The organism is Pseudomonas sp. RL_15y_Pfl2_60 (assembly GCF_963970595.1).
Classification (GTDB): domain Bacteria; phylum Pseudomonadota; class Gammaproteobacteria; order Pseudomonadales; family Pseudomonadaceae; genus Aquipseudomonas.
On the sequence record NZ_CAXAOE010000006.1, the window covers coordinates 105,327 to 131,812 of the forward strand.

Here is a 26,486-nt window from a genome sequence, read left to right on the forward strand (position 1 = left end):
TTTACAACCACCCGGAGAATTCCAATGAAAAAAACAATCCGTGCCTCCCTAATGTCTGCAATGATCGCCATGGGCGTGTTAAGCGGCCCAACAAGTTCTTTTGCAGCTGATGCAGCCAACTGGCCGACACGCCCGGTACAGGTGGTGGTAATTGCCAACCCAGGCGGCGACACTGATTTCAACGCCCGCATGATGGCCAAGTACTTCAGCGAAATCACTGGCAAAAGCATGGTCGTGACCAACGTCGCTGGCGGCGGTGGCACCCTGGCTGCCGAGCAGGTCAAGGGCGCAGCTGCAGATGGCAACACCATACTGTTCACCCACACTGGCCAGTTGATCGTCAACGAAGTCGCTGGCCTGTCTAAAGACAGCTACGACGCCTTCGATATCTCCTGCATCGCAGGCGTGGACAAAGGCGCCATCTTCGTTGCCAGCGAACAAGCCGGCGTGAAAAGCCTCAAGGACTTGATCGAAAAAGCCAAGGCCAACCCCAACACCATCGCCTACGGCACTGAGATCGGCAGCTTCTCGCACATCCAGGGCCTGATGTTTGAACAATTGGCCGGTGTGAAATTGAAAATGATCGACGCGGGCACTGTGTCCGAGAAAGTTGTTGCCCTGCTGGGTGGCCGCATGGACTTGGGCGCGATCAGCTATGGCTCGGTTCAGGACTACATCAAAGGCGGCCAGATGGTTGCGCTGGGCCAGCCAAACGCCGAGCGTAATGCGCTGTTGGGCGATGTTAAGACCTTCAAGGAACAAGGCGTCGACTTCACGATCGACAAGCCTTATGTGGTTGCCTTTCCAAAAGGGACTGATCCGGCAATCGTGAAAAAGATGGCCGACATCATGAAGCAGATCACTGAAAACCCTCAGTACGCAGAAGAGCTGAAGAAATCTTTCAAGCAACCTGTTGCCTACTACAACACCGAAGAAGCCATCGCGACCCTGAAAAAGACCCGCGAAGACTTCATGCAGTACAAGGACGCTCTGCGCCAGTCCAAATGATGTAAAGGTCGGGCCGGTCTGCTGACCGGCCCGCGCCAAGCGACCATCACCAGAGGTTAAATGATGGCTACAAACAAGAAAAGTGAGCTGGCCATTGCCGGCTGCATGCTGGCTGTCGGCATTGGCTACCTGCTGATGACGACCCAGTTACCCCACCACAGCGGTATCGACGCAACCTTCGTCCCTTACTTGCTCTCAGCCCTGCTGTGCATGCTTGGCGCACTGCACCTGCTGGCGGCGGTGAAAATGCCACAGGCCGTGCAAGCGGCAAGCGCACCAGACGAAGCCGCAAGCGAGCCATTGGACGCTAAGGCAGTTGTCAAAACCCTGGCGCTGATCATCGCTTACATCGCCCTGCTGAAAACAGTCGGTTTCCCGATCATGACCACGATTTACCTGTACCTGCAGTTCATCGTGCTCACCCCTGTCAACCAAAAGGTCAACCATGTGGTTTACGTGCTGATTGCGCTGATCACCTCAGCAGCGGTTTACACGCTGTTCCATGAGGCCTTCGACCTGATGCTGCCATCCGGCCTGTTTGGCTTCTAGGAGAATCGACCATGCTCGACTTATTGCAGCAAGGCTTCGGTGCTGTTTTTTCAATCCATATCATGTTGCTGATGTGCGTCGGTGTTGCTGTCGGTATCGTCTTCGGCGCAGTGCCGGGCCTGTCAGCCACAATGGCAGTAGCCCTGTGCCTGCCTTTGACCTTCACCATGGGCCCGCACGCTGGCTTGTCACTGCTGGTGGCGTTGTTTATCGGGGCTACATCCGGCGGTTTGATCTCAGCCATTTTGTTGAAGATTCCGGGAACCCCCTCCTCCATTGCCACGGTGTTCGACGGTGGCCCGATGATGGAGAAAGGCGAAGGCGTCAAAGCACTGGGTGTCGGTATTGTCTTCTCGTTCCTGGGCACCATCTTCAGCATCATCGCGCTGATGTTCCTGGCCCCGCAGCTGGCTAAAGTCGCCTTGCGCTTTGGTCCGCAAGAATATTTCTCCATTGCCGTGTTCTCGCTGACCTTGATTGCCACGCTGTCCGCTGGCTCGATGGTCAAGGGTTTGTTCGCCGGAGCATTGGGCTTTGCCGTTTCCACCGTGGGGATTGCTCCGGTTGAAGCGATTCGCCGCTTCACCTTCGATTTCGCCGAGCTCAATGGCGGCTTCGCCATGCTCACGGTGATGATCGGCATGTTTGCTGTGGCCGAGATCATCAAGGTGGCTGAGCGCGGACGCCGGCCCACAGAGGCCAAGGTTGCGTCGGTCAGCATGAAAAACATCAAGGGCTTCGGCTTCTCGATGCGCGAGTTTCGCGAGCAAATCCCCAACGCCACACGCTCTGGCCTGATTGGCCTGGGTGTCGGGATTTTACCGGGCATCGGCGCTGGCACCTCGAACCTGCTGGCCTACATCATTTCGAAGAAACGCGCCAAAGATCCAGACAGCTACGGCAAGGGCAACATGGGCGGCGTGGTTGCCAGTGAAACCGCCAACAATGCCGGTATCGGCGGCGCCATGCTGCCCCTGATGACCCTGGGCATTCCAGGCGACACGGTAACCGCGATTTTGCTCGGTGGCTTTTTGATTCACGGCATCCAGCCCGGTCCGCTGCTGTTCATCACTCAAGGTCCGCTGGTGTACACCATCTTCGCCGCCTTGCTGGTATCGACCTTCCTGATGCTGTTCATGGAGTTCTACGGCTTGCGCATCTTTATCAAGCTGCTGGACATCCCCAAGCACATCTTGCTGCCGATCATCCTGGTGCTGTGCGTAGTCGGTGCATTCGGCCTTAGCAGCCGCCTGTTCGACGTGTGGTCGATCCTGGTATTTGGCGTGCTGGGCTATGCCTTCGTCAAAGCGGGTATTCCTCCGGCGCCGTTTATCATCGGTTTCATTCTCGGGCCTATGGCGGAAACCAACCTGCGCCGCGGCCTGATGATGTCCGATGGCAACTTCGGTACCTTTCTCACCAATCCGATTTCGGCAAGCTTCCTTGGTTTGGCACTGGCCTTTGTGGTCTGGCAGCTGATCAGCGCTATTCGCCCAAAGAAGAGCATGATCAACGAAATCATCCGCACCTGATGGATGCGTAACTTTAAAAGGCCAGCTCTTGTAGCTGGCCTTTTTTATTGCCTGAGCGCTGATACTGACCATGACATAAACCACGGACTGCTCCTTTGAACGCAGCCAATCTCGTGCGCTTGCTGCTTGTGCGTTCATGTCCGGGTGCATCGCGCTATCTCGCTGTGCAAATTCTTGATAAGAAGAATGACGCCGGGGATTAGCAAGGTCTATTCTAATTAAACATTCTATTGATACCCGAATTGAATCAATGTTCGAACTTGCCCAGCTACGCTGCTTCACCATGGTTGCCACGGAACTCAACTTCCGCAGGGCAGCAGAACGACTCCATATGACCCAGCCGCCCTTGAGCCGACAGATCCGGTTACTGGAGCATCAGCTTGGCGTCAGCCTGTTCAAGCGCAGCACCCGCTCGGTCAGTCTTACCGCTGCTGGCAGAGCCTTTCTGATTGAGGCCAGCAGCTTGCTTGAGCGAGCTGAACAGGCTACGCAAAGGGCACGGCGGATAGCCGCTGGCGACATCGGCTCGGTGACGTTGAATTTCGTCGCCAATGCGGTGCATGGCTTGCTGCCGCGCGCGCTCAACGACTTACGCGAGCGTTTGCCGGATATAGAAGTGAGGCTGCAAGAGATGACCAGCTTCGAGCAGACCGAAGCGCTGCGCGAAAGGCGCATTGATATAGGCATTGTACGAACACCGGTGACGCAACCGGGAATTGCCAGCGTGAACCTGTTGCAAGAGCCGTTCGTGCTTGCTGTGCCACGCCAGCATCCGCTGGCCGAACAAGCGCTGGTTCGGGTCAAGGACCTCGATGCTCAGCCGTTTATCCTGTCGTCCTGGCAACCCTTCAATGAGTTGATAAATGGCTTGATCCGCACCCACGGCATTCAGCCCAGAGTGGTGCAAAAACTCAGCTCAACCCTGACTATTCTGACCCTGGTCAACTCGGGCATGGGGTTGGCGTTGGTGCCCTTGAGTGCCTCGCGCCTGCGCCAGGATAACCTGTGCTTCAGGCCTATCGAATTACCGGATGGCATGCGCAGCACCCTGCACTTGATCTGGCATGAGGACGACGACAACCCAGCCTGTGCAGCAGTCAGGCAGGCCCTGCTGAGCGCCGCGAAGCGTGAAAGCCGCGTCCTCAAGGATCAAGTTTAAGGCCTCTGACCAACTTCGGCCTGCTGCACGGTCCAGCCTGCCACTTGCTCGCTTAACGTCAGGCCCAGCCCAGGGCGGGTCGGCACCAGCATGCGGCCGTCGCGGGTTTCAAGGCGCTCCTCGAACAGCGGTTCCAGCCACTCGAAATGCTCCACCCAAGGCTCGCGCGTATGGGTTGCAGCCAAATGCACGTGCAGTTCCATGGCGAAGTGCGGCGCCAGCGTCATGCCCGCCTGCTCGGCCAATGTCTGCACCCGCAAATACGGAGTAATACCACCCACACGCGGCGCATCGGGCATCAGGTAGTCGGCTGCACGTTGACGAATAAACTCCCAATGCTCGGCAGGGCTGGTAAGCATTTCACCGGTGGCGATCGGGGTATCGAACTGGCGCACCAGATCGGCGTGCCCCTCGGCGTCGTAGCAATCGAGCGGCTCCTCGATCCAAACCAATTGGAAATCCTCCAGGCGACGGCACATACGCCGCGCAGTCGGGCGATCCCATTGCTGGTTGGCATCCACCATCAGCGGGAAGGCTTCACCCAGATGCTTGCGCACCGTGGCCACCCGGTGCAAATCAAGTGCGGAGTCAGGCTGGCCGACTTTAAGTTTGATGCCGCCAATGCCCTGCTCACGGGAGATATCCGTATTTTTCAGCAGTTGCTCCAACGGTGTATGCAGAAAACCGCCAGAGGTGTTGTAGCAGCGCACCGAGTCTCTCTGGGCACCCAACAAACGCGCCAGCGATAGGCCCGCGCGACGGGCCTTGAGGTCCCAGAGTGCCACGTCAAACGCGCCAATGGCCTGGGTCGCCAGGCCGCTGCGCCCAACGGATGCGCCAGCCCAGCAAAGCTTGTCCCAGAGCTTGGCGATATCGCTTGGGTTTTCCCCGATCAGGTTCGGTGCGATTTCCACGGCGTGAGCAAACTGGCCCGGGCCACCGGCGCGCTTGGAGTAGCTGAAACCCATGCCTTTATGACCATCGCGGGTCTCAATCTCGGCAATCAGAATGGCAATTTCAGTCATCGGCTTTTGCCGGCCGGTCAGAACCTTGGCATCACTGATCGGGTTAGCCAGCGGCAAGGCCACTGAGCGCAAACGGAGCCAGGCAATACGGTCTTCGTCGGCGCAAGTCATAGCAGGCTGTTGGTTCATTGGAGTCTCCACCTTGGCGAATCAAATAACCCTTGCGACCCGGTCTTGCCGCCAAATCACAAGGCTTGGAAAAAACACAGCCCGTTTGATTCTAAGATGATTGCGCAATCATTCAACAGCCAATAGCTGGCCCAGTAAAAGATCTGCACTGAAGCGTGGAGACGGCTGGGGGTATAAACTCAAGAATGGCTGCACTCAAGCCCACAAAAAGTTATGGTTAGCCATACAGCCAGCCAAGAGCCAATAACAATAGTCTGGCCCGGCCACATGGAGACGGATCGCCCATGCCCCAGCATACTGTGGAAACTTCCCCTAATGAGCTAGTCGCGTTTGTTAGCGACCACTTTCCTGAACGCAGGATACGGCCTGATAGCCTGATCGCGCAGTCGTGGTATCGCAGCATAACTGAGCACAATCTCGACCCACACGGACGCTGCATTAAGAACATTCTTACTGTCGAGGAAATCCGCCTCCACCAAGCCCGGCATGAGGAATACTTGCAGATCGCCAGTCAAGGCGTCACAGGCTTGGCCAAACGCGTGGTGCCAGCAGGTTTTGCCGTGCTGCTCAGCGATGAGCAAGGCATTACCCTGGATGCTCGCTTGCCTGCGACTCGTGACCCATTTACCGCGTCTGGCTTGATAGTTGGTGCGCGCTGGGATGAGTCGGTGGCAGGTACAAATGGGATCGGCACTACATTAGCAGTGGCGCAACCGATGACGATTCACCGCGAAGAGCACTTTCTTGCATCAAATTTTCGCCTAAGCTGCTCGGTTTCACCGATCTTCGACGCGCAGGGTGTTTTGCGCGGTTGCCTTAACGCCACCTGCCTGAATAGCAATGGCCCAAAAGAAGCGCAATACCTGACCCAACAACTGGTGATCATGTATGCACGGATGATTGAGAACTCGCACTTTCGGCACCGCTACCGTGATGCACTAACGCTGGCAATTAAACCGCGAGACGACGTCACAGACCTGGCCAATGAACAATTGCTGGCTCTCGACGAGCAAGGCCGAATAATTGGTGGCAATCAGGCCGCCTTTGTTTCTTATCAACAGACTGACCAAGAATTTATCGGCCGTTGTATCGACAGCTTACTGCCCGTGAACGTCGATGAGTTACTCAGCCTAACCAGTGGCGGCGCACGTGGTGTTCTGCTGCGTACATTGGATGAGCAGTCATTGGTCGATGTGGGTTTACGTATCCCAGCCGGGCGACTCACAGGCACCCAAAACCGGACAGTAACCACTACATCCAACGCGATCAAACACCCAGACCTAACCCAACTCGGCGGCAACGATACGCAATTGCAGCAGGGTGTTCGCCGCATTCGTAAAGTCATCGACAAAGGAATCGCAATCTTAATCACCGGTGAAACCGGGACTGGCAAAGAGGCATTTGCTCGTGCAATTCATCTGGCCAGTAGCCGCCGCAGCGGCCCGTTTGTGGCACTCAACTGTGCCGCCATTCCAGAATCACTGATTGAAAGCGAGCTGTTTGGTTATCGCCGGGGAAGTTTCACTGGCGCCAACAACAAGGGCATGAAAGGCAAGCTCGAACTGGCCAATAACGGCACCTTGTTCCTCGACGAAATCGGCGACATGCCCGCCCACCTCCAAACCCGATTGCTACGTGTTTTAGCCGAGCGCGAAATATCTCCTCTAGGCGCTGAAACACCCGTTTCGCTCGATGTACAGGTGATTTCAGCGACGCACCAAAATCTAGCTGAGATGATTCGCACCCAGCAGTTTCGTGAGGACCTGTTCTATCGCCTTAGCGGCATGACACTAGCGCTGCCCGCTCTGCGCGAACGTACTGATCGAAATGAACTAATTAACGATCTGCTTGCTGCCCAGCCGGGTGGGGATTGTCTAACGCTAAACAGTCAAGTTCGCGAGCGCCTGCAATCCTACGCTTGGCCGGGCAATATTCGCCAACTGTTAAATGCCCTGCGTTACGCAACGGCGCTAGCAGAGCATGGCAGTATTGATATTGACTGCTTACCGGACGAGCTGCGGCAAGTGACACCTGATGCACCTTCGCAACTGTTGCCGAGTAGTCCAAGCCTTACTGAGCATGTGGATAACGCCGAAGCGCGGCACTTGTACGAGGCATTACGCCAGCACCGTTGGAATGTCAGTGCGACAGCGGATGCCTTTGGCGTGGCTCGCTCGACGCTGTATCGCAAGATGAAAAAGCACGGCATCGTACAGCCCAACGAGCTGTTCTGACGGCAATAAAGCTTCGCTAAAAAAGAACGGGACAGGCCTCGTTGCCCTGCCCCGTTCAATGGATTCAGCGTTTACTCCTGCATGTAAACCACATGAGTGTGGGTGAACTCGTACAGCCCGTGTTTACCATCTGCACCGCCAATACCCGACTTACGTGTGCCGGCATGGAAGCCTTGCATGGCTTCAAAGTTCTCACGGTTAACGTAGGTTTCACCAAAATCGATCTCACGACTAGCCTTCAACGCTGCCCCAAGGTCGCGCGTGTAAAGCGAAGACGTGAGGCCATATTCGCTGTCATTTGCCAGGGCGATTGCCTCATCAAGGTCTTCCACAATCTGGATCGGCAATACCGGACCAAAGATTTCTTTACGCATGATTTCCATATCCGCATTGCAGCCCGCAAGCACGGTTGGCTGGTAATGAAAGCCTTTGCCCAAGTCGGCAATGCTCCCGCCAGTCACAACTTGCGCACCATTGCCAACAGCGGTTTTAACCATTTGCGCGACCTTGTCCAAGCCAGCCTGATTGATCAGCGGGCCCATGTCCAAATCGGCCTCGGCGGACGGGTCACCATAGCGCGTGGCAGCCACCGCAGAAGCCACTTTATCGATGAATTGCTCTGCCACCTTACGCTCGACATACACTCTTTCAGCGCAGTTACACACCTGCCCCGTGTTGATGACGCGTGAGGCCGTGATCGCAGTCGCAGCCAGATCGAGATCAGCATCCGCCAGAACAATGGCCGGCGCTTTCCCGCCTAACTCAAGATTGAGCTTGGTTATATTGGGCGCGGCCGCCGCCATAATCCGCGAGCCGGTGCCGACGCTACCGGTGAAGCTGATCAAGTCGATGCCGGCGTGACTGGTCAAGGCTTGGCCAGCACCCACACCAGAACCGCTGACCACGTTAAAAACGCCTGTAGGCAAGTCGGTTTGTGCGACCAGTTTGGCAAACTCGAAGCAGTTGATTGGCGTCTCTTCGCTGGGCTTGATGACGATGGTATTACCGGTCAGCAATGCGGGCGCCATCTTTCGGGCGATCAAAAAGAATGGGAAGTTCCATGGCAAAATACCAGCGACCACACCCAGTGGCTTGCGCAGCAAAAAAATGTGCTCATTAACCCGGTCACTGCTAAGCACTTCGCCTTCTAAACGTCGCGCCCACTCAGCCATGTAGTCAAGATAGTCGGCGGTGAAGTTAACTTCGACCATCGCCAACGCAGGCACCTTGCCTTGCTCAAGGGTGATGATACGGGCCAGCTTGTCTGCATTTTTACGCACCTTATTGGCAATCTGGCGTAAATAGCCTGCGCGTTCGATTGCTGGCTTTGCAGCCCAACCTTTCTGCGCTTTACGTGCAGCGCTAATGGCACGCCCAACTTGATCACCGGTCGCATCCGGCACGCGCGCCAGCAACTGGGCGTTCGCTGGATTGTAGACCTCAATCAGGCGCTCACTGCTGACAAAAGTGTTGTCGATGTAGTTCTGGTAAATAATCGAATCGGTCATTTTCCATCTCACTATTACTGGAATTGAGAGGTGGCGGACGCGTCCTTTGACCCGCCCGCACAATCGGTTATTGCGAGCTGAACTTGTCCCACGCTGCGCCTTCGGTTTTTAGGTCATGTGCACGTTTGATCAGGTACTGATGAATCTGATTAACCTGCTTGGCATCAAAGGCTTCGGCAAACGACGGCATGCCATCCGGCACACGGCCGCCATACAGAATCCCGAGGAACATCTGGTGTTTGTCAGCCGTCAGTTTTCTTAGATCTGGCAGCACACCGCCGCTGACGGCGTGGATGCCGTGACACTGCGAGCAGTGACCGTCGTAAAGTGCGGCGCCCGCCTCGACAGTAGCCGCATCGGCAGTCATTGGTGGAGGCTCTGGTGCGTCAGCAGGCGGTGTTGGCTCCTGCAACTTTGCGTTGCCGCCAATTTTGTAGGTCAGTACTTGTGAGAACGGCTGAACCCCCGCGCGCAGCGATAAGGCCCCAGCAAATGTCGAGAACGCGCCGCCCCAGCCCGCCATGAAGGTCACGTATTGCTCACCATCGACCGAATAGGTAATTGGCGCTGCCATTACGCCACTGGCCGCTGGTTGCTCCCACAGTTTTTTGCCTGAGTCGGCAGCGTAAGCAATGACTCGGCCATCGGCGCTGCCTTCAAATACCAAGTTGCCCGCTGTGCTCAAGGTGCCGCCGTTAAAGATGGTGATGTACGGCACCTCCCAGGCAGGTTCTTGTTTGACCGGGTCCCAGGCGATCAATTTACCGGACCAGGTCTTGGCCATTTCCAGCAGGCCATCCGGTCCTTCAGGCATCATCCCGGTCTTGAGCCCCAACTGGTACATGCTCTTGAACGGATTGCGCTTAGGTGCATCAGCAATGTGCTCGTAATACGCCGACATGATGTGCGCAGGGATGTAGACCAAGCCGGTTTTGGGGTTGTAAGACATTGGGTGCCAGTCATGCGCGCCCCAGAATGCGGGGGTCACCAACTTACGCTTACCGTCCTTCCAGTAGGCCGCAGCCTCATCATCCACAATCGGCCGACCGGTCTTCATGTCCATGCCCTTGGTCCAGTTCTGCGGCACGATTCCTTTGGCCGAGAGCAACTCACCTGTGGCCCGATCAATCACATAGAAGAAGCCATTCTTCGGCGCCTGCATCAGCACTTTGCGCTGCTTACCTTTGATCTCAAGCTCAGCCAGGATCATGTGCTGGGTTGCAGTAAAGTCCCACGCATCGCCCGGTGTGGTTTGGTAGTGCCACACGTACTCGCCTGTGTCTGCATTAACCGCGACGATGGACGATAAGAACAGGTTGTCACCCTTAGCTTGACTGCGCCATTTGGGGTCCCACAGCGAGCCATTACCAACCCCGATGTAAAGCAAGTTGAGTTCGGGATCGAAAGCAAATGAGTCCCACGCGGTACCGCCGCCGCCCTGTTCGGCGAAGGCATCGCCAAACCAGGTTTTCGAGGCAATCTCCATGGCCTTGTTTTCAGGTGGTAGCTTAGGATCACCCGGCACGGTGAAGAAGCGCCACACTTGCTTGCCGCTCTCAGCATCGTAAGCGGTCACGTAGCCACGCACCCCAAACTCAGCGCCACCATTACCGATCACAACCTTGCCGTTGACCACACGAGGTGCGCCGGTGATGGTATAGCTGCGATTAACATCGCTGCGTGTGTCTACCGACCAGACCTTCTTACCGGTCTTGGCATCAATAGCTTCAAGGCGACCATCAAGTACGCCGACATAGACTTTGCCGTTCCACACCGCGACCCCTCGGTTGACCGCATCGCAACAGGCTTCACCCGCACGGTTGCGATCAGATTGCGGGTCGTACTTCCAGATCAACTTGCCGTTACGAGCATCCAGCGCATAAACCACTGAAAACGGCCCGGTGGTGTACATGACGCCATCAACGACAATCGGAGTAGCTTCAACACCCCGGTCAATGTCGATTTTGTAGCTCCACGCCAAACCGAGCTTATCGACATTGCCATCGTTAATATTTTCCAAAGGGCTGAAGCGCTGCTCGTCGTAAGTACGGCCGTGGCTCATCCAGTTACCCGGCTCTTTATCGGCAGCGATAATGCGTTTGCCATCCACATCAGCGGGCGTAACAGCCGCCCATGTTGGCGTAGCGAATACGCCAAACAATAAAGCAGCGAGCAAGGGTTTGAGCGCAACACCTACAGGCTGAAGCCGAGAGGTGTGATTTGAGGCAATGGCAATCTGTTGCATGGGGATCTCCCGATTCTTATTAGAGACCGGCGTTTACACGCGGCGGTAACAAGAGAGGGAGCAATCGTTATGCCAGGCCGGTTAACTCATGCCTAGCCCAGCAATTACGGGGAGATACTTGATAAACGAATAGTTGTCGCGCCACAGTATCGCGCTACAGGTGTTGCATTAACCGCTACGGCTGTTGCATGCATAAAACTTTCTGTTGCAAGCCCCATGCAGTTAAGCACTGCCTAATGATGATGCGTTTAACCGCTGAAATTGATTTAACTGCGAGCGATTAGGTTAAGTGCCAAACGGCCCTAGCCTATAAGCGATGTCACACTCAGCACTGTCGTTTTTAAGGGGGGGGCTTAGGTGCTGGCTCGCTCAATGATTTCGAAACCGGTATCCAAACGCAATGGCGTGCGTGCCAGGGATGGATCAGCAAAGCGTGCCAGCAAGGCTTCAGCAACCGACCGACCAATGCGCAGGCCGTCAACACGTACAGTCGACAGCGGTGGATGCGTATGGGCCGCGCTGGATAAATCACCAAAGCCCATCACCGCCAAATCAGATGGCACCGCTATTTGCCGGCTGGCCGCCTCTGCCAACACGCCCTGGGCAATGGTGTCTGAACTGCAAACCACAACATCGCCCGCTTTATGCTTGGCCAACAGGCGACTCAAGCCTTCACGGCCAGTAGCCAAAGTTGCAGGTGCAGATAAATGCTCAACCGCCAAGGCAGTTACACCCTGCTCCGCCAGAGCTTGAGCCAGGCTTTCGCTGCGCCTGATGCCACGCGGGTCGTCGAGGGTGATGACTGAGACACGCCGATAGCCTTTGTCCAGCAAATAATCCGCCACGGCCCGGCCAACCGCTTCATGGGAAAAGCCCACCAACATATCCAGCGGGCGATCGCACAGATCCCAGGCTTCCACCAGCGGAATCCCGACCCGCGCCAAGCGTTGACGACTGTCCAAAGTATGCTCGGTGCCCGTCAGGACGATCCCGTCCGGCCGACGTCCCAACAACGCACTGAGTAAAGCCTCTTCCTGCTCGGCTTCGTAGCCGGTCAGGCCGAGCAGGGTTTGATAGCCCGCCTCGGCCAGGCGCTCGGTGAGCGCTTGCACGGTGTCGGAGAAAATTGAATTGGCAATGGTTGGCAGCATGATCGCCACCAGACGGCTACGGCTCGAAGCCAGTGAACCTGCGGCGAGATTGGGCACATACCCAGTGATGCGTACAGCATCGAGCACACGACGGCGGGTTTTATCGGCAACCACCTCGGGGCGCCCCAGGGCGCGGGATACCGTAATGGGCGAGACACCCGCAACTCGCGCAACATCGATCAGGGTTGGTGGGCTGGAGGGACCAGAACCGGCTGGCTTGTGGCTCGCCATGATCAAGCTCCTGGCAACTGACTAGCGGCCTGACTAGATCGCAGCAGTCTGCTGGGCTTCGCTTTCGGCTTGCTCATGAGCCTGACGCAAACGCTCGCGGCTGTTCGTGAGGTGCAGGCGCATCGCCGCTCGCGCAGCCTCTGCATCCTGGCGCTCGATAGCCTCGAATATCTGCTCATGCTCACGCTCAAGGCGAGCCATGTACAAGCCTTTGTCGTCATGGGCCAGGGTCGCCGAGTTCACCCGCGTGCGCGGAATGATGTTGGTGCCCATGTGACTCATGATGTCAGTGAAGTAGCGGTTACCCGTGGCCTCGGAAATCGCCACGTGGAACTGGAAGTCAGATGCGACTGCATCACTGGCATGGGCCACGCTGTCTTTCAGTGCATCCAGTGCGGCCCGCATCGCCAGCAACTGTTCAGGGCTGCGGCGCTGTGCCGCCAAACCGGCAGACTCAACCTCCAGGCTGATGCGCAGTTCAAGGATATTCAGCACATCGCGCAGGGTAACAATGGTGGCAGGATCAATCCGAAAACCGTTGGCGGTAGGCACATCGATCACAAATGTGCCGATACCGTGACGCGTCTCAACCAGGCCCGAGGCTTGCAGCCGCGACAGTGCTTCGCGAACAACCGTACGACTTACACCCTGCGCCGCCATGATCGCCGACTCGGTTGGCAGCTTTTCACCGCGCTTGATTTCGCCATCGCGAATGCGCTGCGACAGCTCAGCGACAAGCTCTTGGGCAAGGCTACGATGCTTACGACGTGGAAGCTGCTGGTTGTTTTGGTTGAGCATGACTCTTAGGGCCTGTGGGTCAATGTGTATACATCATAACTCAATAGTTGTATGACAACAGCGCAATGATGGCAAGTCAGTTTCAATGCTGGATTGTGGAGCCAATCAAAAGTTTGGAGCAAGCAAGCTTCGTCTGATTTACGCCCCATATATCCCTCCTTGGACAATGGCTTGCCAGCGCCTGCGACTCAACCTTGTCGAAGCACCTGCACATACAAAACCTTCACCCGGATAACCGCTCAACGCGGGAGCGGATGCCAGGTCTAATCAGCCCAGCAATATTTATCTTTGTGTTACAGCCTGCCATGCTTGTTTGATTTGCACTCAGGCGCAGTCAACTTGATCCAGTCTTTAACCGAAGCATGGCGTCACCGCCCAACTCATAAACGCGTGTGGGCACTGGCTGCACCCATGATCCTGTCGAATGTCTCGGTGCCCATGGTCGCCTTGGTCGACAGCGCGGTGGTTGGCCATTTGCCGCACGCTTACCAATTGGCTGCGGTTGCGGTGGGCGGCACGCTATATACCCTGCTGACCTGGGCCATGGGTTTTCTGCGCATGGGCACAACGGGCTTTGCCGCCCAAGCCTCTGGTCGCCAAGATGGTGGCGCATTACGCCAGGTGCTCTGCCAGGGCTTGCTACTCGCCTGCGCCCTCGCGGTGCTGCTGATCATCCTTGCCGTTCCCTTCAGTCACCTCGCTTTAAGCTTGATGCAACCCTCGGCTGAACTTAATCAACTGGCACTCGACTACTTCCAGATTCGTCTGTTTGGCCTACCAGCTGCGCTGGCGACCTATGCCTTGATTGGCTGGTTACTGGGCACCCAGAACGCGCGCGGTCCGCTGGCAATATTGCTGGTCACGAATCTATTGAATGTCGGACTCGATCTGCTTTTAGTCCTGGGCTTGGAGTGGGGCGTCAGTGGGGCGGCATGGGCCTCGGTCGTTGCCGAATGGACAGGTGCCGTGCTCGGTTTATGGCTGGCACGCAAGGCCTTGCGCCCGTATGTGGGTGAGATCAACTGGCCAGTGCTGCGCTGCTGGATAAGCTGGCGGCCATTGCTGGCAGTCAACCGCGATATCTTCATCCGCACCCTCGGGCTACAGCTGGTATTTTTCCTGATCACCGTACAGGGCACCCGACTGGGCGATGCAACTGTCGCCGCCAATGCTCTGCTGTTAAATGGCCTGCTGCTTACCGCCCATGCCTTGGATGGTCTGGCCCATGCGGTGGAAGCGCTCTGTGGACACGCATTGGGCGCCAAGGATCGCAAGGCACTGCGCCGTAGCCTGATCGTTGCCACCGGCTGGTCATTAGTTGCCAGCCTGCTGTTTGCCTTGTTCTTTTTTCTGGCCGGCGACTGGTTCATTCAGTTGCAAACCAATATCGAACCCGTGCGTGACATTGCCCACATCTATTTGCCCTACTTGGCACTCTTGCCGCTGATTGCAGTCTGGAGCTATGTGCTGGACGGTCTTTTTATTGGCGCCACCCGGGCCAGAGAGATGCGTAACGCCATGCTGATTGCAGTCTCTATTAGCTTGCCACTGGGCTGGCTGCTGCAAGGTTTGGGCAATCACGGCCTGTGGCTCGCATTTCTAGGTTTCATGGCGTTACGCGGTATCAGCCTTGGCGCCTATGCTTATCATATGAACCGGCAAAACAGTTGGTGAAACACCGAAGCGAGCACCCCAAATTATGCTAAGTCTCAAACTGCCCGAAAACGAAACACAACGCCAAGCAGCCCTCGACGATCAGGAGTTGCTGGACACACCCGCCGATCCCTATCTGGACACCATTGTGCGCGTGGTGCGTGACCTGTTTTCCGTGCAAACCGTGCTGGTGAGCCTGATCGACCGTGATCGCCAATGGTTCAAGTCGCGCCTCGGCCTTGATGTGGCCGAAACGCCGCGCAGCATTTCGTTCTGCGACCAGGCGATCAAAAGTGCAGATACCTTCGTCGTCAACGACGCCCATGTTGATCCGCGTTTTCGCGATAACGAACTGGTCACCGAAAACCCCTATGTGCGCTTTTACGCAGGCCAGCCGCTGTTCTCCGAAGAGGGCCAGGCGCTGGGTACACTGTGCTTGATTGACCCAAAACCGCGAAAACTAAGCCCGCGCGAAACAGCGCTATTCAAGGACATGGCAACGCTGGCCGAGGGCTACCTGAAACTACGCCGCGTCAGCCACCAGACCGAGCAACTGCGCGACGCCCTGAGCCGCGAACAACGCAAAAGCATGCTCGATCAACTGACCCAGTTGTGGAACCGCGCTGGCCTGGAGCACTTTCTGCTCCATGAGCAACGCGCCGCACAAGAGCGCGGTATTTATCTGGGCATACTGTTTTGTGATCTCGACCGCTTCAAGCAAGTCAACGACACTCACGGCCATGACGCGGGCGATCAAGTCTTATGGCAAACCGCACGGCGAATCTCCAGCGCAGTACGCCCCAATGACATAGTCACCCGAAATGGCGGCGAAGAATTCGTGGTGCTGGCCCAAGTCCATGACGCGCATGAACTGGAACATATAGCCGAACGCATCCGCAGCAAAATTGGCAGCAGCCACTTCACCCTTGAGCAAGCAGAGCTACCATTGACTATCAGCATTGGCTGCGCCCTCATTGGCGAAGCTGAAACCGGAGCCAATGCAATGAAGCGTGCAGACCGAGCACTCTACCGGGCCAAGCACAATGGTCGCGACCGGGTCGAAACCGCAACGGACTGACGCACCACCCTGATTAGCCTGAATAACGACTAAGGAAATAACATGGGCGAAGCAATTGCGGCTTACCTGCATTACCTATCGATTTTTGGCTTGTTCGCGCTGCTCAGCATTGAGCATGTGAACTTCAGCAAAGAGCTGGATGTGGCACGCGCGCGGCGCCTTGTTATCACCGACATGGCTTACGGCGCCTGCGCTGGCCTGGTCCTGCTGACCGGTTTGGCCCGGGTCATCTGGTACGGCAAAGGCTGGCAATACTACCTTTCCAACAGCGTGTTCCACACCAAGGTCGGGCTGTTTATATTGGTCGGCCTACTCTCGGTATATCCCACCTACGTCTACCTGAACTGGCGTAACACGCTAAAAGCAGGACAACCGCCAGTGATCAGCCAGCGCGAAAAATTCCTGGTGACCATGACCATTCGCCTGGAGTTGCTACTGCTTCTGATCATCCCCCTGTTTGCCACATTAATGGCCCGCGGTTTTGGAGTGATCAGTTCAAGCTAAGGCTTGTAGAGGTTCGCCACTTGGGGAACATCTAATATGTTGAAAGTTCTATGCAGCAGCCTAATCGGCTTGCTTGATTATTTCACGGGGTTGAGTTCAGCACACGCGTCAATGCGCTGCAGCAACGGCATTATTGACGAAGGCGATATGACCTTTGTCGTTCTGGAGAAATGCGGCGAACCTAACACTAAACAAATCATCCCACCCCAGACCGAGAGCAATGGCCAGAACACGGCCAAGTCAGTCACCGTCGAAAACTGGGTTTATGGGCCAGATAACGGCGCCTATAAATATCTGAAATTCATTGATGGCAAACTGATGAAAATCGACAGCGGTCGTCTTTAGAACTATTGAAAAAAAACGGAACAGTAAGGGACAGACCACGTTTAATTCTAAAAACCGGCCAGAAAACCGTGGTCTGTCCCCTATTTACGCAGAGCTGTCTCACCAATACCCAGTGAGCGACTGGCCTCGATGAAGCTGTAGTTTTGCTTGAGCACGAGATCAGCAGCCTCTCGTTTGAATTCAGGGGAAAAGGTACGGCGTTGCTTGGTCATATGACACCTCGTTCTGACGAGTATTCTCGCCTAAATGGGTGTCCGGTTTCATTAGACCACTACATCAGCCTGTACAACGACAGGTGTAAGGCAAACACAAGCCCAAAAAGTAGCTAATACAAACTTGTTCATCGATAACTCCTTGTTATTGGGATTTCCCTGAGTGATGAATAGGGCACAGGCCACTGCTTAATCAAAGCCTCAGCTTGAGTAGCTTAAACGGCTTTTCTTCACTCCCTGCAACCCTAAACCAGAAAAACCGGCACATGGCCGGTTTTTTGATCAGCAACAGCTTAAGACGATAAGTACGAGGAGCGCGTCAGGCCCAGGCGTAGCGCATCAAGGAAGGTGGTGCGTTCGCGTGCGGTGATCTTGGCGCTGGCGACTTTGTCGCGGTAATGGGTCATCAACTCTTCTGGCGACAAGTGCACGTAGCGCAACATGTCTTCGATGGTGTCGTGGGTTTCGATACCGGCGTGGTAAACACTGCCGTCCGGATTCTGGTAGATATTCACCGAGTCGGTGTCACCGAACAGGTTGTGCATATCGCCGAGAATTTCCTGATACGCACCGACCAGGAAGATACCCAACAGATAGTCTTCACCCTCGCGCACCTCATGCACCGGCAAGCTGCTTTCGATGCTCTGCTCATCGACGTACTGCCGAATCTTACCGTCGGAATCGCAGGTCAGGTCCTGTAGTACGGCACGGCGCAGAGGCTCTTCCTCGAGACGATTGAGCGGTAGTATCGGCAATACTTGGCCAATCGCCCAGGTATCCGGCAGGCTCTGGAAGACCGAGAAGTTGCAGATGTATTTGTCGGCCAACTTGTCGTTGAGTTCATCAAGCACTTGGCGATGCGAACGCTGGCGCGCCTTCATCGAGTTGTACAGACGACGACACACCGCGAAGTAGCACTGCTCGGCCAGGGCTTTTTCAACCAGGCCAATCTTGCCTTCGGCATACTGGCTGGCGACATCACTCATGTAATGGGTGGCGCGCCAGTAGGTTTCGGTGGCCATTTCAAAATCAGTCGGCGCCAGCAAGTCCGCGAGGTAACCCACGGTTTCCGGAAGGCTTTGGCGATCCTCGATAACCGGCACGTCATCGTTGTGCTTTTCAACGTCGGTGACCTGCACCACCAGCATGGCGTGATGCGCGGTCAGCGAGCGGCCGCTTTCCGAAAAGATATTGGGATGCGGCAACTCCTGCGCATCGCAGAACTCCTTGAGCATGCCGACGACAACGCCTGCGTAGTCATCCATGTCGTAGTTGATCGAGCTGGCATTGCGCGAGTGGGTGCCATCGTAGTCAACGCCCAGGCCGCCGCCCACATCGATGTGATCGACCGGCAAGCCAAGGCCGCGTAATTCGCCGTAGTAACGAATCGCTTCCTTGAAGCCGTGCTGATAATCAGCCAGGTTGGCGATTTGCGACCCCATATGAAAGTGCAGCAGGCGAATGCCCTGATCCAGCTTGGCCGCGCGAAACCGCTCAACCACCGAAAGTAGCTGCGCGGCAGACAGACCAAACTTGGACTTTTCACCGCCCGTATCAGCCCACTTCGAGGAGGCCAGCGACGACAAGCGCACACGCAGACCAATCTGCGGCGCCACCTTGAGCTCAGCTGCCTCATCGATCACCAGCTGAACTTCGGATTCCTTCTCGATGACGATAAATACATTGTGACCGAGCTTCTGGCCCATCAATGCCAGCCTGATGAACTCGCGGTCCTTGTAGCCGTTGCAGACGATGGTGCCGCCCTTCGGCGCCAGCGCCAGCACGGCCAACAGCTCGGGCTTGGAACCGGCCTCAAGACCGATGGCGACGTCCTTGGTGGCGATGATGTTCTCAACCACCGCCTCTTGCTGGTTAACCTTGATCGGGTACAGCGCCATGTACTTGCTCTGGTATTCCAGGCGCGCAATGTTGGCGTCGAATGCGCCGGTCAACTGGCGCACACGGTCTTGCAGAATATCCGGAAAACGCACCAGCAACGGCAAGCTGAGGCCGCTGGCGCGCAGCTCGTCAACCTGCTGATAAAGATCAATCGGTGTACTGTCAGGGCCATTCGGGCGCACTTCTACGCGGCCGCTGTCATTGATGGCGAAATAACCAGCGCCCCAATGACGAATTCCGTAAACGCTACGGCTGTCGGCAACTGTCCATTGGCTGCCGTCATCTTTACGTGTGCGTCGCGCAGACATTGAAGTCTCCCTTGCTTGCGATAGATAGCCCTGGCTAAACCAGTGCCTGTACAGATTAAAGTTTGGAAATGACGATTTCTCAGTAGTTGACTGGCAATCCACCGAGCAAGTTTAGAATAGCCGCTTAGGGAGCCCCTGAAAAAAGGTAGCGAGCGACGATAGGACAAGGCAAAAAAATGCGAAAAACGACCGGGGTCGCGCTCGACTTTAGTGGTCTAAATGAGCATTTTGAGCAGTTTTTTAACGCAGTAATATCGAGCACAGTAGTTTTTCAGAGGTTCCTTAGCTTAGCCGCCAGACTTCTTCGCCTTGAAACCGCGCTTTGTGAGTTCTTCGAGCAGCAGCTCGACGTGATCGCCCTGGATCTCAATCACCCCATCCTTCAGCGAACCGCCACAACCGCAGCGTTTTTTTAGCGCAGTGGCAAGCTCTTTCAGGGGTTCCTCAGGCAATGGCACACCGCTGACGGTGCTCACAGTTTTACCACCACGGCCTTTGGTTTCTCGGCGCACACGGGCAATGCCGTCGCCTTCAGGGACCCGATTGGTTTTACAGATGCAGGCGTCAACCGGCTGACTGCAATCCGGGCAATGCCGGCCTGTGTCAGTGGAATACACCAAACCGCTTAATGCGGCGAATGACGAGGCTTTCTTGACCACCGGCTATCCTCTTTGGCAGGTCAGAAACATGCTGGGCAATAATCAACCCAACAGGTTTGAAAGCGATAGGCTGACAAGCGTCAACCGCGAAGCCCCACTCTGGCAGGGGCAGCGCACCACAACCCTTGGGATCCCCTTGGACTGTGGTTTAAAGGGCGCGCAGTGTAACGAGAAAACAGCCGAATGCTAAGCATAAAAACGCGCCATTAATCGCTGATTTAGCGACGTTTACTGGCAAGCGTTCAACATCATGGACAACCCGCCTGCATATCCTGAACAAAATGGGCCTACGGCCAAAAAATGGCTTAACACCCGCTGTTTTGCTTCTGGACTTCAAGATAGGCGCGCAAGGCTTGCAGTGAGTCTGGGCAGTAGTCTTTGACCGCAGATTCGGCGAGAGCCTGCTCCACGCTGACGAACCGCGCTTCGAGCACTTCTTCGGGCTGCAGGATCAGCGGCGCATCAGAGATGGCGGAAAACACGGCGCACCACAAACGGTTGTCAGCCTGATCAAAAAAGAAGCGCTGGCACTCGCGCAATATGACCCCACCGATACCCAGCTCTTCTTGCAGCTCACGGGCAGCCGACTCAGCGTAGCTTTCATCCGCCATGACCATGCCGCCAGCGGCCACATCCCAGTAACCGGGGTACAGCGCTTTGCTCAGCGTACGCCGATGCACGCAAAGCAAGCCGGCGGAGTTGAATAACAGGATAAAGGTTGCGCGACCAATCAGGCCGCGCTCTCGCAACTGTGCGCGGGGCAAGGCACCGAGTTGACAGTCTTGCTCGTCAACCCAGGCGATTCGCTCCGCGTCTGAGGCCGCTCGATGTGCGATCTCGGCTTGCGAGATAGGCATCGATCAGCCCTGCGACAACAGTTGGCGCAAGTCGATAATCCCAGCGTTGGCGCGGGAAATGTAGTTGGCCATGACCAGCGAGTGGTTGGCCAGCAATCCATAGCCGCTACCATTGAGGATCATCGGGCTCCAAATAGGCTCTTGCGCCGCCTCCAGCTCACGAATGATCTGGCGCACGCTTACCGTGGCATTCTTCTTGGCCAGCACATCGGCAAAGTCGACTTCTACTGCACGCAGGAACTGGGCAAGTGCCCAGGCTTGGCCGCGCGCTTCATAGAACACGTTGTCAATCTGCATCCACGGGGTTTCGTAAGCGCTCTCGTCAACCTTGACCGCAGTACCGGCGGCAACAAGTTCTTGTTTAACCTCGGTATTCAAACGTACTTGACCGACACTGGCCGACAAACGCTGCGACAACGAGCCCAGACGTGTTGCGGCATCGCCCAGCCAGTTGTTGAGGTTATCGGCACGGGTATAAAACTGCGCCGCTGGCTTGGCATCGCCCGACAGGCGTGCGAGGTAGCGATCCAGCGACTGGATACCTGCGCGGTATTCAGACTCGGATGCAGGCAGCGCCCAGCTCTTGTTATCAAAGTTGAAACGTGGCTCAGCCTTGGCCAAATCAGTGTCTTCGGTCGACTGCGACTGCGAGCGCGAGAAGTCTTTACGCATGGCCCGCGACAGGTCACGTACCTGGACCAACACCCCCAGCTCCCAGCTCGGCATGTTATCCAACCACAGGCCAGGAGGCGCGAGGTCGTTGGACAGGTATCCACCCGGCTTTTCAAGCAGGGTTGTGGCCACATATTTAAGGGTTTCAACTGTGGTGTAACCATTGACCATCTGACGCTGTGCATTCTGCGCCGCTGATTCGGCGTGCTGCTGCACAGAGAACTGATCAGGCTCCTGACTCCAATACCAGCCAACAACCAGCGCGGCCAATAGATAGATGCAGAGCAGCGTGCCAAATATCTTGGTCACCCAGCCTCCGCGAAAATAACTGCGTACGTTGCCGACTGAGTCGTCGACACTGTCACGCGCGCCAGTAGTGCGTTTCTTCCAATCCAGCATGGCAATGTCCTTCTTTTACGGCGTTCGGTAGTTCGACCGCAACCTCAGGCAAGGGTTGCGCGACAGGTTTCCACTATAAGGGAAACGCGCAGTAATGCGCACCGTGAACCACAACCTTAGCATTGCACGCTGCGTTATACCCGCGCTCAATACCCAGCGGCGCCCCGCAGCCAATGCAGCACCAACACAAAGACTGGCGCGCTGAGTTGCAGGCCACTTGGCAATTTCCGACAGCGTCATACTCCTGTAATGAAAACGCAATAACTTCATGGACTTACGGCACATCGAAGTCTCTCGATATGCCCATACCGTTACGTTGTCGGTAGAGCCCTATGCGCCTTAAGTTTCTCACCAATCTCAATACCGCCTTGCTCGTCACCGCCTGCATCGCCCTCGGTGCAACGCTCTGGTGGTCTCAACAAGCCCTTGAACGCCCCTACGCGCTGATGGAGCGCTACATGAATTTGTCTGAACGTTTCCAAAAAAACGTCAGCCGCAATATTTATGCGTATCTACAAAGCGGCGATGCGTTGCGCCACAGCGAAGCACTCAAGGCCATTGATGAGCTGCAACCCGAGCTTGACCAGTTACCCGCAGCGCTCGCCGGTGATGTGCGCAGCAACCTCGATTCACTGCGTAGTTTTAGCGCTGGCGAACTGCTGGCTGCCGGCAAACTGGCGGGTGACCCACAAGGCTTGTTGGTTCAGGCCGAGCGAGAAATGGCCAGCGCTCTGGAGCAACTCGCGCAGTATGCCGCCAGCGGTGATCCACAAGCGGCCAGCCGCTACCACGCGCCCCTGTTCAATGCGGCGCAACATTTGCTCAAGCTTGCCCACGCACGTAACAAAATGGTCGCCAGCGCCAACAGCGAATTAGCCGCCGACGTTGAGCGCGAGCACCAGGCATTGGAGCAACAGGCCCAAATACTGGGCGAACTTCCCCTGCTGGGCATAAAAGAGAGCAATGAATCGGCCAGCGAGGGCTTTGCAGCCATGCTCGGGCTCGACACCGCCGACCAGCAAGAGCAGGCAGAGGATCGCGGTATCGGCCTGAAGCGTGAGTTCGCAAGCCTAGTCAGTCGTTATCCGAACGAGCTTAAGCGAACGATCAACCTGATTGAGCAGCGCAATCAGCTGAGCCAGGCCACTCGCACGCAAATCGACAACCTCAGCCAGGCCCTGAACGAACTGGAGCCTCTGGTCCGCGCCGAGCACGGCAAGATCCAGGGCGAAGTCCGTCTCTTGCAGGGCGCGATGATTATACTGATCCTGTGCATTGCCCTGATCATTGACACCCTGCAGCGACGCCTGACGCGCGTTCTGGCTTTGTTGGTTCCAGCACTGTCGAGCTGGGCGCAGGGCAACTTTGCCACGCCGATCAAGCTCAACAACAAAACCCGCGAGCTGGTGGATATCGAGGACTCGCTGAATCACTTGCGCAGCTATCTGGTCGAGCTGGTTGGCACTATTCGCCAGCACGCCGAGCAAGTCGCAGGTTCAAGCCGGACCTTGGCCGACCTTAGCGGCGGAATGCACCAAGGTGCCGAACGCCAAGCCGCGGACACTGCCCAGATCCGCGATGCCCTGGGCAATTTGGAGTCGACCATTGTTCAGGTTGCTGACGATGCCAGCGACGCCGCAGATGCCAGCCGCAATGCCGACAAGGCACTGGAACAAGGCCAACAGGTCATCAGTCAGAGCCTTTCCGGCCTGCACACGCTGGCCGGTGAAGTGCAAAACAATGCCCAGGCCATTGAGCGTCTGGCCGAGGAAACCACCACCATCGGCAATGTGCTGACGGTTATTCGCGGTATCGCCGAGCAAACCAACCTGCTAGCCCTCAATGCAGCCATCGAAGCCGCACGCGCCGGTGAAATGGGCCGTGGCTTTGCGGTGGTCGCCGAAGAGGTGCGTTCACTGTCACAGCGCACCAGCGGTGCAACCGAGCAAATCCAGGAATTGATAGCCCGCCTACAGCAAGCGGCCCGGCATTCGGTCGATGCAATGCGCAGTCAACTGGAGCACGCGCAGGTCAGCGCCAACCAGGCGGCAGAAGCGGATGGCGCCCTGGATGAGATCGTCAATTCGATTCGCACAATCACCTATATCGCCGAGCGCATTGCTGCCGCCACAGCCCAGCAGAGTGGCGCCGTCAGCGAAATCCGCAGTCACAGCGAGCGGATTCACAGCCTCGGCGATGACAATTTGCAACGCATCGGCAAGGGCCGCGACCAAGGCGAACAACTGCTCCAGCTCGGCGCGCAATTGCGCACGGCAGTGCAAGCCTTCCACCTGTAGCCGCTAAACAAGGGCAGCCGCCGGATGCGTATATTTGTCGCACCTGCGCTGCGCCTTGCTATCTGGACGTTTTGCTGCATTTCATCGGCCTGACAAAGCCGCTTACAGCTCAGTCGATGCCATCGCTTACCCGGCTCCGCTATGATGGGCGGATACTTGTTTGTCGAGATCCACATGCGTCGCCTAATCAGCCTGATCCTGCTTATCATCGCAATCCCGGCCAGTGCCAGCCTGCTCGACAGTCGGCCAGCCCTTGCACCTATTGGCGCCGCGCTGAATAACAGCGCCGACTTTTTGCCGGTTCGCGAAGCCTTCAAGCTCAACCTGATCAGCAATTCGGCCGACGGCGTAAAGCTGCGCTTCGTTGCCACCGACGGTTACTACCTGTACAAGCACCGCTTCAAATTCAGCACCGAGCCTGCCGACATTGGCCTCGGTGAAGCGCAGATGCCTGCTGGCGAACAGAAGACCGACGAATACTTTGGCGAGGTCGAGGTTTACCACAACATTGTCGACGTGGACCTGCCTATCAGCTCGCCGACCGATCGCGCCTACACCCTTAATGTCACCTATCAGGGCTGTGCTGACAAAGGCCTGTGCTATCCGCCAGAGACCGAGCAGATTCAAATTGGCGGTGGTGCGGCGACCGACAGCAACAGCACCGGCGCTGTCGCCAGCAAGTCCAGCTGGAAGTGGACAGACCTGGCGCTGTTCTTTTTGGCGGGCCTGGGCCTGACCTTTACCCCTTGCGTCCTGCCGATGCTGCCGATCCTCTCCGGCGTGGTGCTACGCGGCCGCCCGAGCAACCGTCGCGGCCTGGTGCTATCGCTGGCTTACGTGCTGCCAATGGCCGCCTGCTATGCGGCGCTCGGCGCATTGATGGGCCTGTTCGGCGCCAGCCTCAACCTGCAAGCCATGCTGCAATCGCCCTGGGTGCTGATCCCATTCGCCTTGTTCTTCAGCCTGTTCGCCATTGCCATGTTTGGCATGTTCGAGATTCGTTTACCGGCGTTTGTTCGTGAACGACTCGATCGCAAGGCTTCGCAAACCCAGGGTGGCTCAATTGCCGGAGCTGCAACACTGGGCGTGCTGTCCAGCCTGATCGTCTCGCCCTGCGTGACAGCGCCGCTGACCGGCCTGCTGCTCTACATCAGCAGCACTGGCGATGCATTGGGTGGCGGCTTGCAGCTGTTTGCCCTGGGCCTCGGCATGGGTGCGCCGCTGGTGTTGATTGGCGCAGGCGGCGGGGCATTGTTGCCACGCAGCGGTGCCTGGATGAACGGCGTGCGCAACCTGTTCGGCGTGATGTTGCTGGCCGTTTCCATCTGGCTGCTTGATCGCTTGCTACCCGGCCCGGTGACCTTGGCGCTGTGGGGCTTGCTGGCAGCAGGTTCGGCGCTGTTTCTCGGCGCCCTGGAATTCAATGTTAAAAGTTCGAGAGGCAAACTCGCGCAACTCGCGGGCCTTGCCCTGCTGGTCTACGCGCTTACCGCCTGGGTGGGCGCACTGCAGGGGCATGATGACCCGCTGCGTCCACTCGGGCGCATGCAGCTGAGTAGTGCACAGGTTTCCTCAGGCGTACAGGCTCAGCATGGCAGCTGGCAAACCGTTACCAGCGAGGCAGAACTTGATGCCGCACTGGCCTCTGCCAAAAGCAGCGGCAAGCCCCTGCTGCTCGACTGGTACGCGGACTGGTGCATCAGTTGCAAAGTCATCGAGCGCGAAGTACTCACTGATCCCAATGTTGTAACCCGACTGAGCGACTATGCCCTGGTGCGCTTCGACATCACCGACAGCACCCCAGCTCAACGTTCGGTTTTGGATCGCTATTCGTTGTTCGGCCCCCCCGCCATTCTGTTTTTCGATAAAAACAGCGACGAATGGCTGGATCTGCGCGTAGTGGGTGAAGTAGACGCTGAAACCTTCTCTGCCCGGCTGGATAAAGCCCGCGAACGCTTTTAGGCATCTCGGTCATAAAACTGGCGCAAACACCGGCTATCGTGCTGGCTACTGCATAGAACTAGACAGTCACGA

The 26,486-nt window shown here is 56.6% G+C and carries 20 protein-coding genes and 1 pseudogene; 11 read left to right on the forward strand and 10 right to left on the reverse strand.

Annotated elements, in window-relative coordinates; all coding sequences use genetic code 11:
• Positions 1-24: 24 nt before the first annotated feature.
• From AACY26_RS16930 to AACY26_RS16945, 4 genes are all read left to right on the forward strand, one after another.
• The gene (locus AACY26_RS16930) at positions 25-1,008 is read left to right on the forward strand and encodes a tripartite tricarboxylate transporter substrate binding protein (RefSeq protein ID WP_339515778.1); all 984 of its coding nucleotides are present in this window, start codon (positions 25-27) and stop codon (positions 1,006-1,008) included.
• Between the two features lie 63 nt (positions 1,009-1,071).
• On the forward strand, positions 1,072-1,557 hold the full coding sequence (locus AACY26_RS16935) for a tripartite tricarboxylate transporter TctB family protein (RefSeq protein WP_339516097.1): 486 nt from the start codon (positions 1,072-1,074) through the stop codon (positions 1,555-1,557).
• An 11-nt stretch (positions 1,558-1,568) separates the two neighbouring features.
• Complete coding sequence (locus AACY26_RS16940) at positions 1,569-3,089, forward strand: tripartite tricarboxylate transporter permease (RefSeq protein ID WP_339515779.1); 1,521 nt, start codon at positions 1,569-1,571, stop codon at positions 3,087-3,089.
• Positions 3,090-3,339: 250 nt separating this feature from the next.
• The gene (locus AACY26_RS16945) at positions 3,340-4,248 is read left to right on the forward strand and encodes a LysR family transcriptional regulator (protein WP_339515780.1); all 909 of its coding nucleotides are present in this window, start codon (positions 3,340-3,342) and stop codon (positions 4,246-4,248) included.
• Here the strand turns inward: AACY26_RS16945 and AACY26_RS16950 are convergent.
• Positions 4,245-5,402 carry an L-talarate/galactarate dehydratase gene (locus AACY26_RS16950; protein ID WP_339515781.1) on the reverse strand — a complete coding sequence of 386 codons (1,158 nt, stop codon included), beginning with the start codon at positions 5,400-5,402 and terminating at the stop codon, positions 4,245-4,247. The two genes, AACY26_RS16945 and AACY26_RS16950, sit on opposite strands and share 4 nt — an antisense overlap.
• A gap of 284 nt (positions 5,403-5,686) precedes the next feature.
• Here AACY26_RS16950 and AACY26_RS16955 point away from each other — a divergent pair, with 284 nt between their 5' ends.
• Entirely contained in the window at positions 5,687-7,636 is a 1,950-nt protein-coding gene (locus AACY26_RS16955; RefSeq protein ID WP_339515782.1) for a sigma-54-dependent Fis family transcriptional regulator, read from the forward strand.
• A 71-nt stretch (positions 7,637-7,707) separates the two neighbouring features.
• On the opposite strand, the gene aldA is transcribed toward AACY26_RS16955, so the two are convergent.
• The 4 genes from aldA to AACY26_RS16975 form a co-directional block, all read right to left on the reverse strand.
• The gene (aldA, locus tag AACY26_RS16960; protein WP_339515783.1) at positions 7,708-9,144 is read right to left on the reverse strand and encodes an aldehyde dehydrogenase; all 1,437 of its coding nucleotides are present in this window, start codon (positions 9,142-9,144) and stop codon (positions 7,708-7,710) included.
• A 67-nt stretch (positions 9,145-9,211) separates the two neighbouring features.
• Positions 9,212-11,389 (reverse strand): PQQ-dependent dehydrogenase, methanol/ethanol family, encoded by a 2,178-nt coding sequence (locus AACY26_RS16965; protein WP_339515784.1) that lies wholly within the window; start codon positions 11,387-11,389, stop codon positions 9,212-9,214.
• A gap of 353 nt (positions 11,390-11,742) precedes the next feature.
• The gene (locus AACY26_RS16970) at positions 11,743-12,771 is read right to left on the reverse strand and encodes a LacI family DNA-binding transcriptional regulator (RefSeq protein ID WP_339515785.1); all 1,029 of its coding nucleotides are present in this window, start codon (positions 12,769-12,771) and stop codon (positions 11,743-11,745) included.
• Positions 12,772-12,804: 33 nt separating this feature from the next.
• The gene (locus AACY26_RS16975; protein WP_339515786.1) at positions 12,805-13,569 is read right to left on the reverse strand and encodes a FadR/GntR family transcriptional regulator; all 765 of its coding nucleotides are present in this window, start codon (positions 13,567-13,569) and stop codon (positions 12,805-12,807) included.
• 411 nt (positions 13,570-13,980) lie between these two features.
• On the opposite strand from AACY26_RS16975, the gene AACY26_RS16980 reads away from it, so the two are divergent.
• Genes AACY26_RS16980 through AACY26_RS16995 form a run of 4 tightly spaced genes read left to right on the forward strand, consistent with a single transcriptional unit; the run spans position 13,981 to position 17,149 of the window.
• Positions 13,981-15,243, forward strand: a complete 1,263-nt coding sequence (locus tag AACY26_RS16980; protein WP_445261320.1) for an MATE family efflux transporter — start codon at positions 13,981-13,983, stop codon at positions 15,241-15,243.
• Between the two features lie 25 nt (positions 15,244-15,268).
• Positions 15,269-16,300 (forward strand): sensor domain-containing diguanylate cyclase, encoded by a 1,032-nt coding sequence (locus AACY26_RS16985; protein WP_339515787.1) that lies wholly within the window; start codon positions 15,269-15,271, stop codon positions 16,298-16,300.
• A gap of 42 nt (positions 16,301-16,342) precedes the next feature.
• Positions 16,343-16,804, forward strand: coding sequence for a DUF2214 family protein (locus tag AACY26_RS16990; RefSeq protein ID WP_339515788.1), 462 nt, complete (start codon positions 16,343-16,345; stop codon positions 16,802-16,804).
• Positions 16,805-16,840: 36 nt separating this feature from the next.
• A complete protein-coding gene (locus tag AACY26_RS16995) occupies positions 16,841-17,149 on the forward strand; it encodes a DUF2845 domain-containing protein (protein WP_339515789.1) in 309 nt (102 codons plus the stop codon).
• Between the two features lie 83 nt (positions 17,150-17,232).
• Here AACY26_RS16995 and AACY26_RS17000 read toward each other — a convergent pair.
• From AACY26_RS17000 to AACY26_RS17020, 5 genes and pseudogenes are all read right to left on the reverse strand, one after another.
• Positions 17,233-17,361 (reverse strand): annotated as a pseudogene (locus tag AACY26_RS17000) (transposase); the annotation flags it as partial.
• Positions 17,362-17,654: 293 nt separating this feature from the next.
• The gene (gene speA, locus AACY26_RS17005) at positions 17,655-19,568 is read right to left on the reverse strand and encodes an arginine decarboxylase (RefSeq protein ID WP_339515790.1); all 1,914 of its coding nucleotides are present in this window, start codon (positions 19,566-19,568) and stop codon (positions 17,655-17,657) included.
• A gap of 287 nt (positions 19,569-19,855) precedes the next feature.
• Positions 19,856-20,227: a translation initiation factor Sui1 gene (locus AACY26_RS17010; RefSeq protein WP_339515791.1), complete on the reverse strand. Its 372-nt coding sequence runs from the start codon at positions 20,225-20,227 to the stop codon at positions 19,856-19,858.
• Positions 20,228-20,532: 305 nt separating this feature from the next.
• Entirely contained in the window at positions 20,533-21,084 is a 552-nt protein-coding gene (locus AACY26_RS17015; RefSeq protein ID WP_339515792.1) for an NUDIX hydrolase, read from the reverse strand.
• Between the two features lie 3 nt (positions 21,085-21,087).
• Complete coding sequence (locus AACY26_RS17020; RefSeq protein ID WP_339515793.1) at positions 21,088-22,155, reverse strand: DUF2333 family protein; 1,068 nt, start codon at positions 22,153-22,155, stop codon at positions 21,088-21,090.
• 1,529 nt (positions 22,156-23,684) lie between these two features.
• On the opposite strand from AACY26_RS17020, the gene AACY26_RS21400 reads away from it, so the two are divergent.
• Both AACY26_RS21400 and AACY26_RS17030 read left to right on the forward strand, forming a co-directional pair.
• On the forward strand, positions 23,685-24,452 hold the full coding sequence (locus AACY26_RS21400) for a methyl-accepting chemotaxis protein (RefSeq protein ID WP_445261329.1): 768 nt from the start codon (positions 23,685-23,687) through the stop codon (positions 24,450-24,452).
• Between the two features lie 174 nt (positions 24,453-24,626).
• A complete protein-coding gene (locus AACY26_RS17030) occupies positions 24,627-26,414 on the forward strand; it encodes a protein-disulfide reductase DsbD (RefSeq protein WP_339515795.1) in 1,788 nt (595 codons plus the stop codon).
• Positions 26,415-26,486 lie beyond the last annotated feature (72 nt).

Bases quoted from the DNA above. Each gene is read 5' to 3' on its own strand.
- AACY26_RS16930 (WP_339515778.1), top strand. From the start codon at position 25: ATGAAAAAAACAATCCGTGCCTCCCTAATGTCTGCAATGATCGCCATG.
- AACY26_RS16980 (WP_445261320.1), top strand. From the start codon at position 13,981: ATGATCCTGTCGAATGTCTCGGTGCCCATGGTCGCCTTGGTCGACAGC.
- aldA (WP_339515783.1), bottom strand. From the start codon at position 9,144: ATGACCGATTCGATTATTTACCAGAACTACATCGACAACACTTTTGTC.
- speA (WP_339515790.1), bottom strand. From the start codon at position 19,568: ATGTCTGCGCGACGCACACGTAAAGATGACGGCAGCCAATGGACAGTT.
- AACY26_RS17020 (WP_339515793.1), bottom strand. From the start codon at position 22,155: ATGCTGGATTGGAAGAAACGCACTACTGGCGCGCGTGACAGTGTCGAC.
- AACY26_RS16995 (WP_339515789.1), top strand. From the start codon at position 16,841: ATGTTGAAAGTTCTATGCAGCAGCCTAATCGGCTTGCTTGATTATTTC.
- AACY26_RS16940 (WP_339515779.1), top strand. From the start codon at position 1,569: ATGCTCGACTTATTGCAGCAAGGCTTCGGTGCTGTTTTTTCAATCCAT.
- AACY26_RS16970 (WP_339515785.1), bottom strand. From the start codon at position 12,771: ATGGCGAGCCACAAGCCAGCCGGTTCTGGTCCCTCCAGCCCACCAACC.
- AACY26_RS16935 (WP_339516097.1), top strand. From the start codon at position 1,072: ATGGCTACAAACAAGAAAAGTGAGCTGGCCATTGCCGGCTGCATGCTG.
- AACY26_RS17015 (WP_339515792.1), bottom strand. From the start codon at position 21,084: ATGCCTATCTCGCAAGCCGAGATCGCACATCGAGCGGCCTCAGACGCG.
- AACY26_RS16945 (WP_339515780.1), top strand. From the start codon at position 3,340: ATGTTCGAACTTGCCCAGCTACGCTGCTTCACCATGGTTGCCACGGAA.
- AACY26_RS21400 (WP_445261329.1), top strand. From the start codon at position 23,685: ATGCACCAAGGTGCCGAACGCCAAGCCGCGGACACTGCCCAGATCCGC.
- AACY26_RS17030 (WP_339515795.1), top strand. From the start codon at position 24,627: ATGCGTCGCCTAATCAGCCTGATCCTGCTTATCATCGCAATCCCGGCC.
- AACY26_RS16985 (WP_339515787.1), top strand. From the start codon at position 15,269: ATGCTAAGTCTCAAACTGCCCGAAAACGAAACACAACGCCAAGCAGCC.
- AACY26_RS16975 (WP_339515786.1), bottom strand. From the start codon at position 13,569: ATGCTCAACCAAAACAACCAGCAGCTTCCACGTCGTAAGCATCGTAGC.
- AACY26_RS16955 (WP_339515782.1), top strand. From the start codon at position 5,687: ATGCCCCAGCATACTGTGGAAACTTCCCCTAATGAGCTAGTCGCGTTT.
- AACY26_RS16950 (WP_339515781.1), bottom strand. From the start codon at position 5,402: ATGAACCAACAGCCTGCTATGACTTGCGCCGACGAAGACCGTATTGCC.
- AACY26_RS16990 (WP_339515788.1), top strand. From the start codon at position 16,343: ATGGGCGAAGCAATTGCGGCTTACCTGCATTACCTATCGATTTTTGGC.
- AACY26_RS16965 (WP_339515784.1), bottom strand. From the start codon at position 11,389: ATGCAACAGATTGCCATTGCCTCAAATCACACCTCTCGGCTTCAGCCT.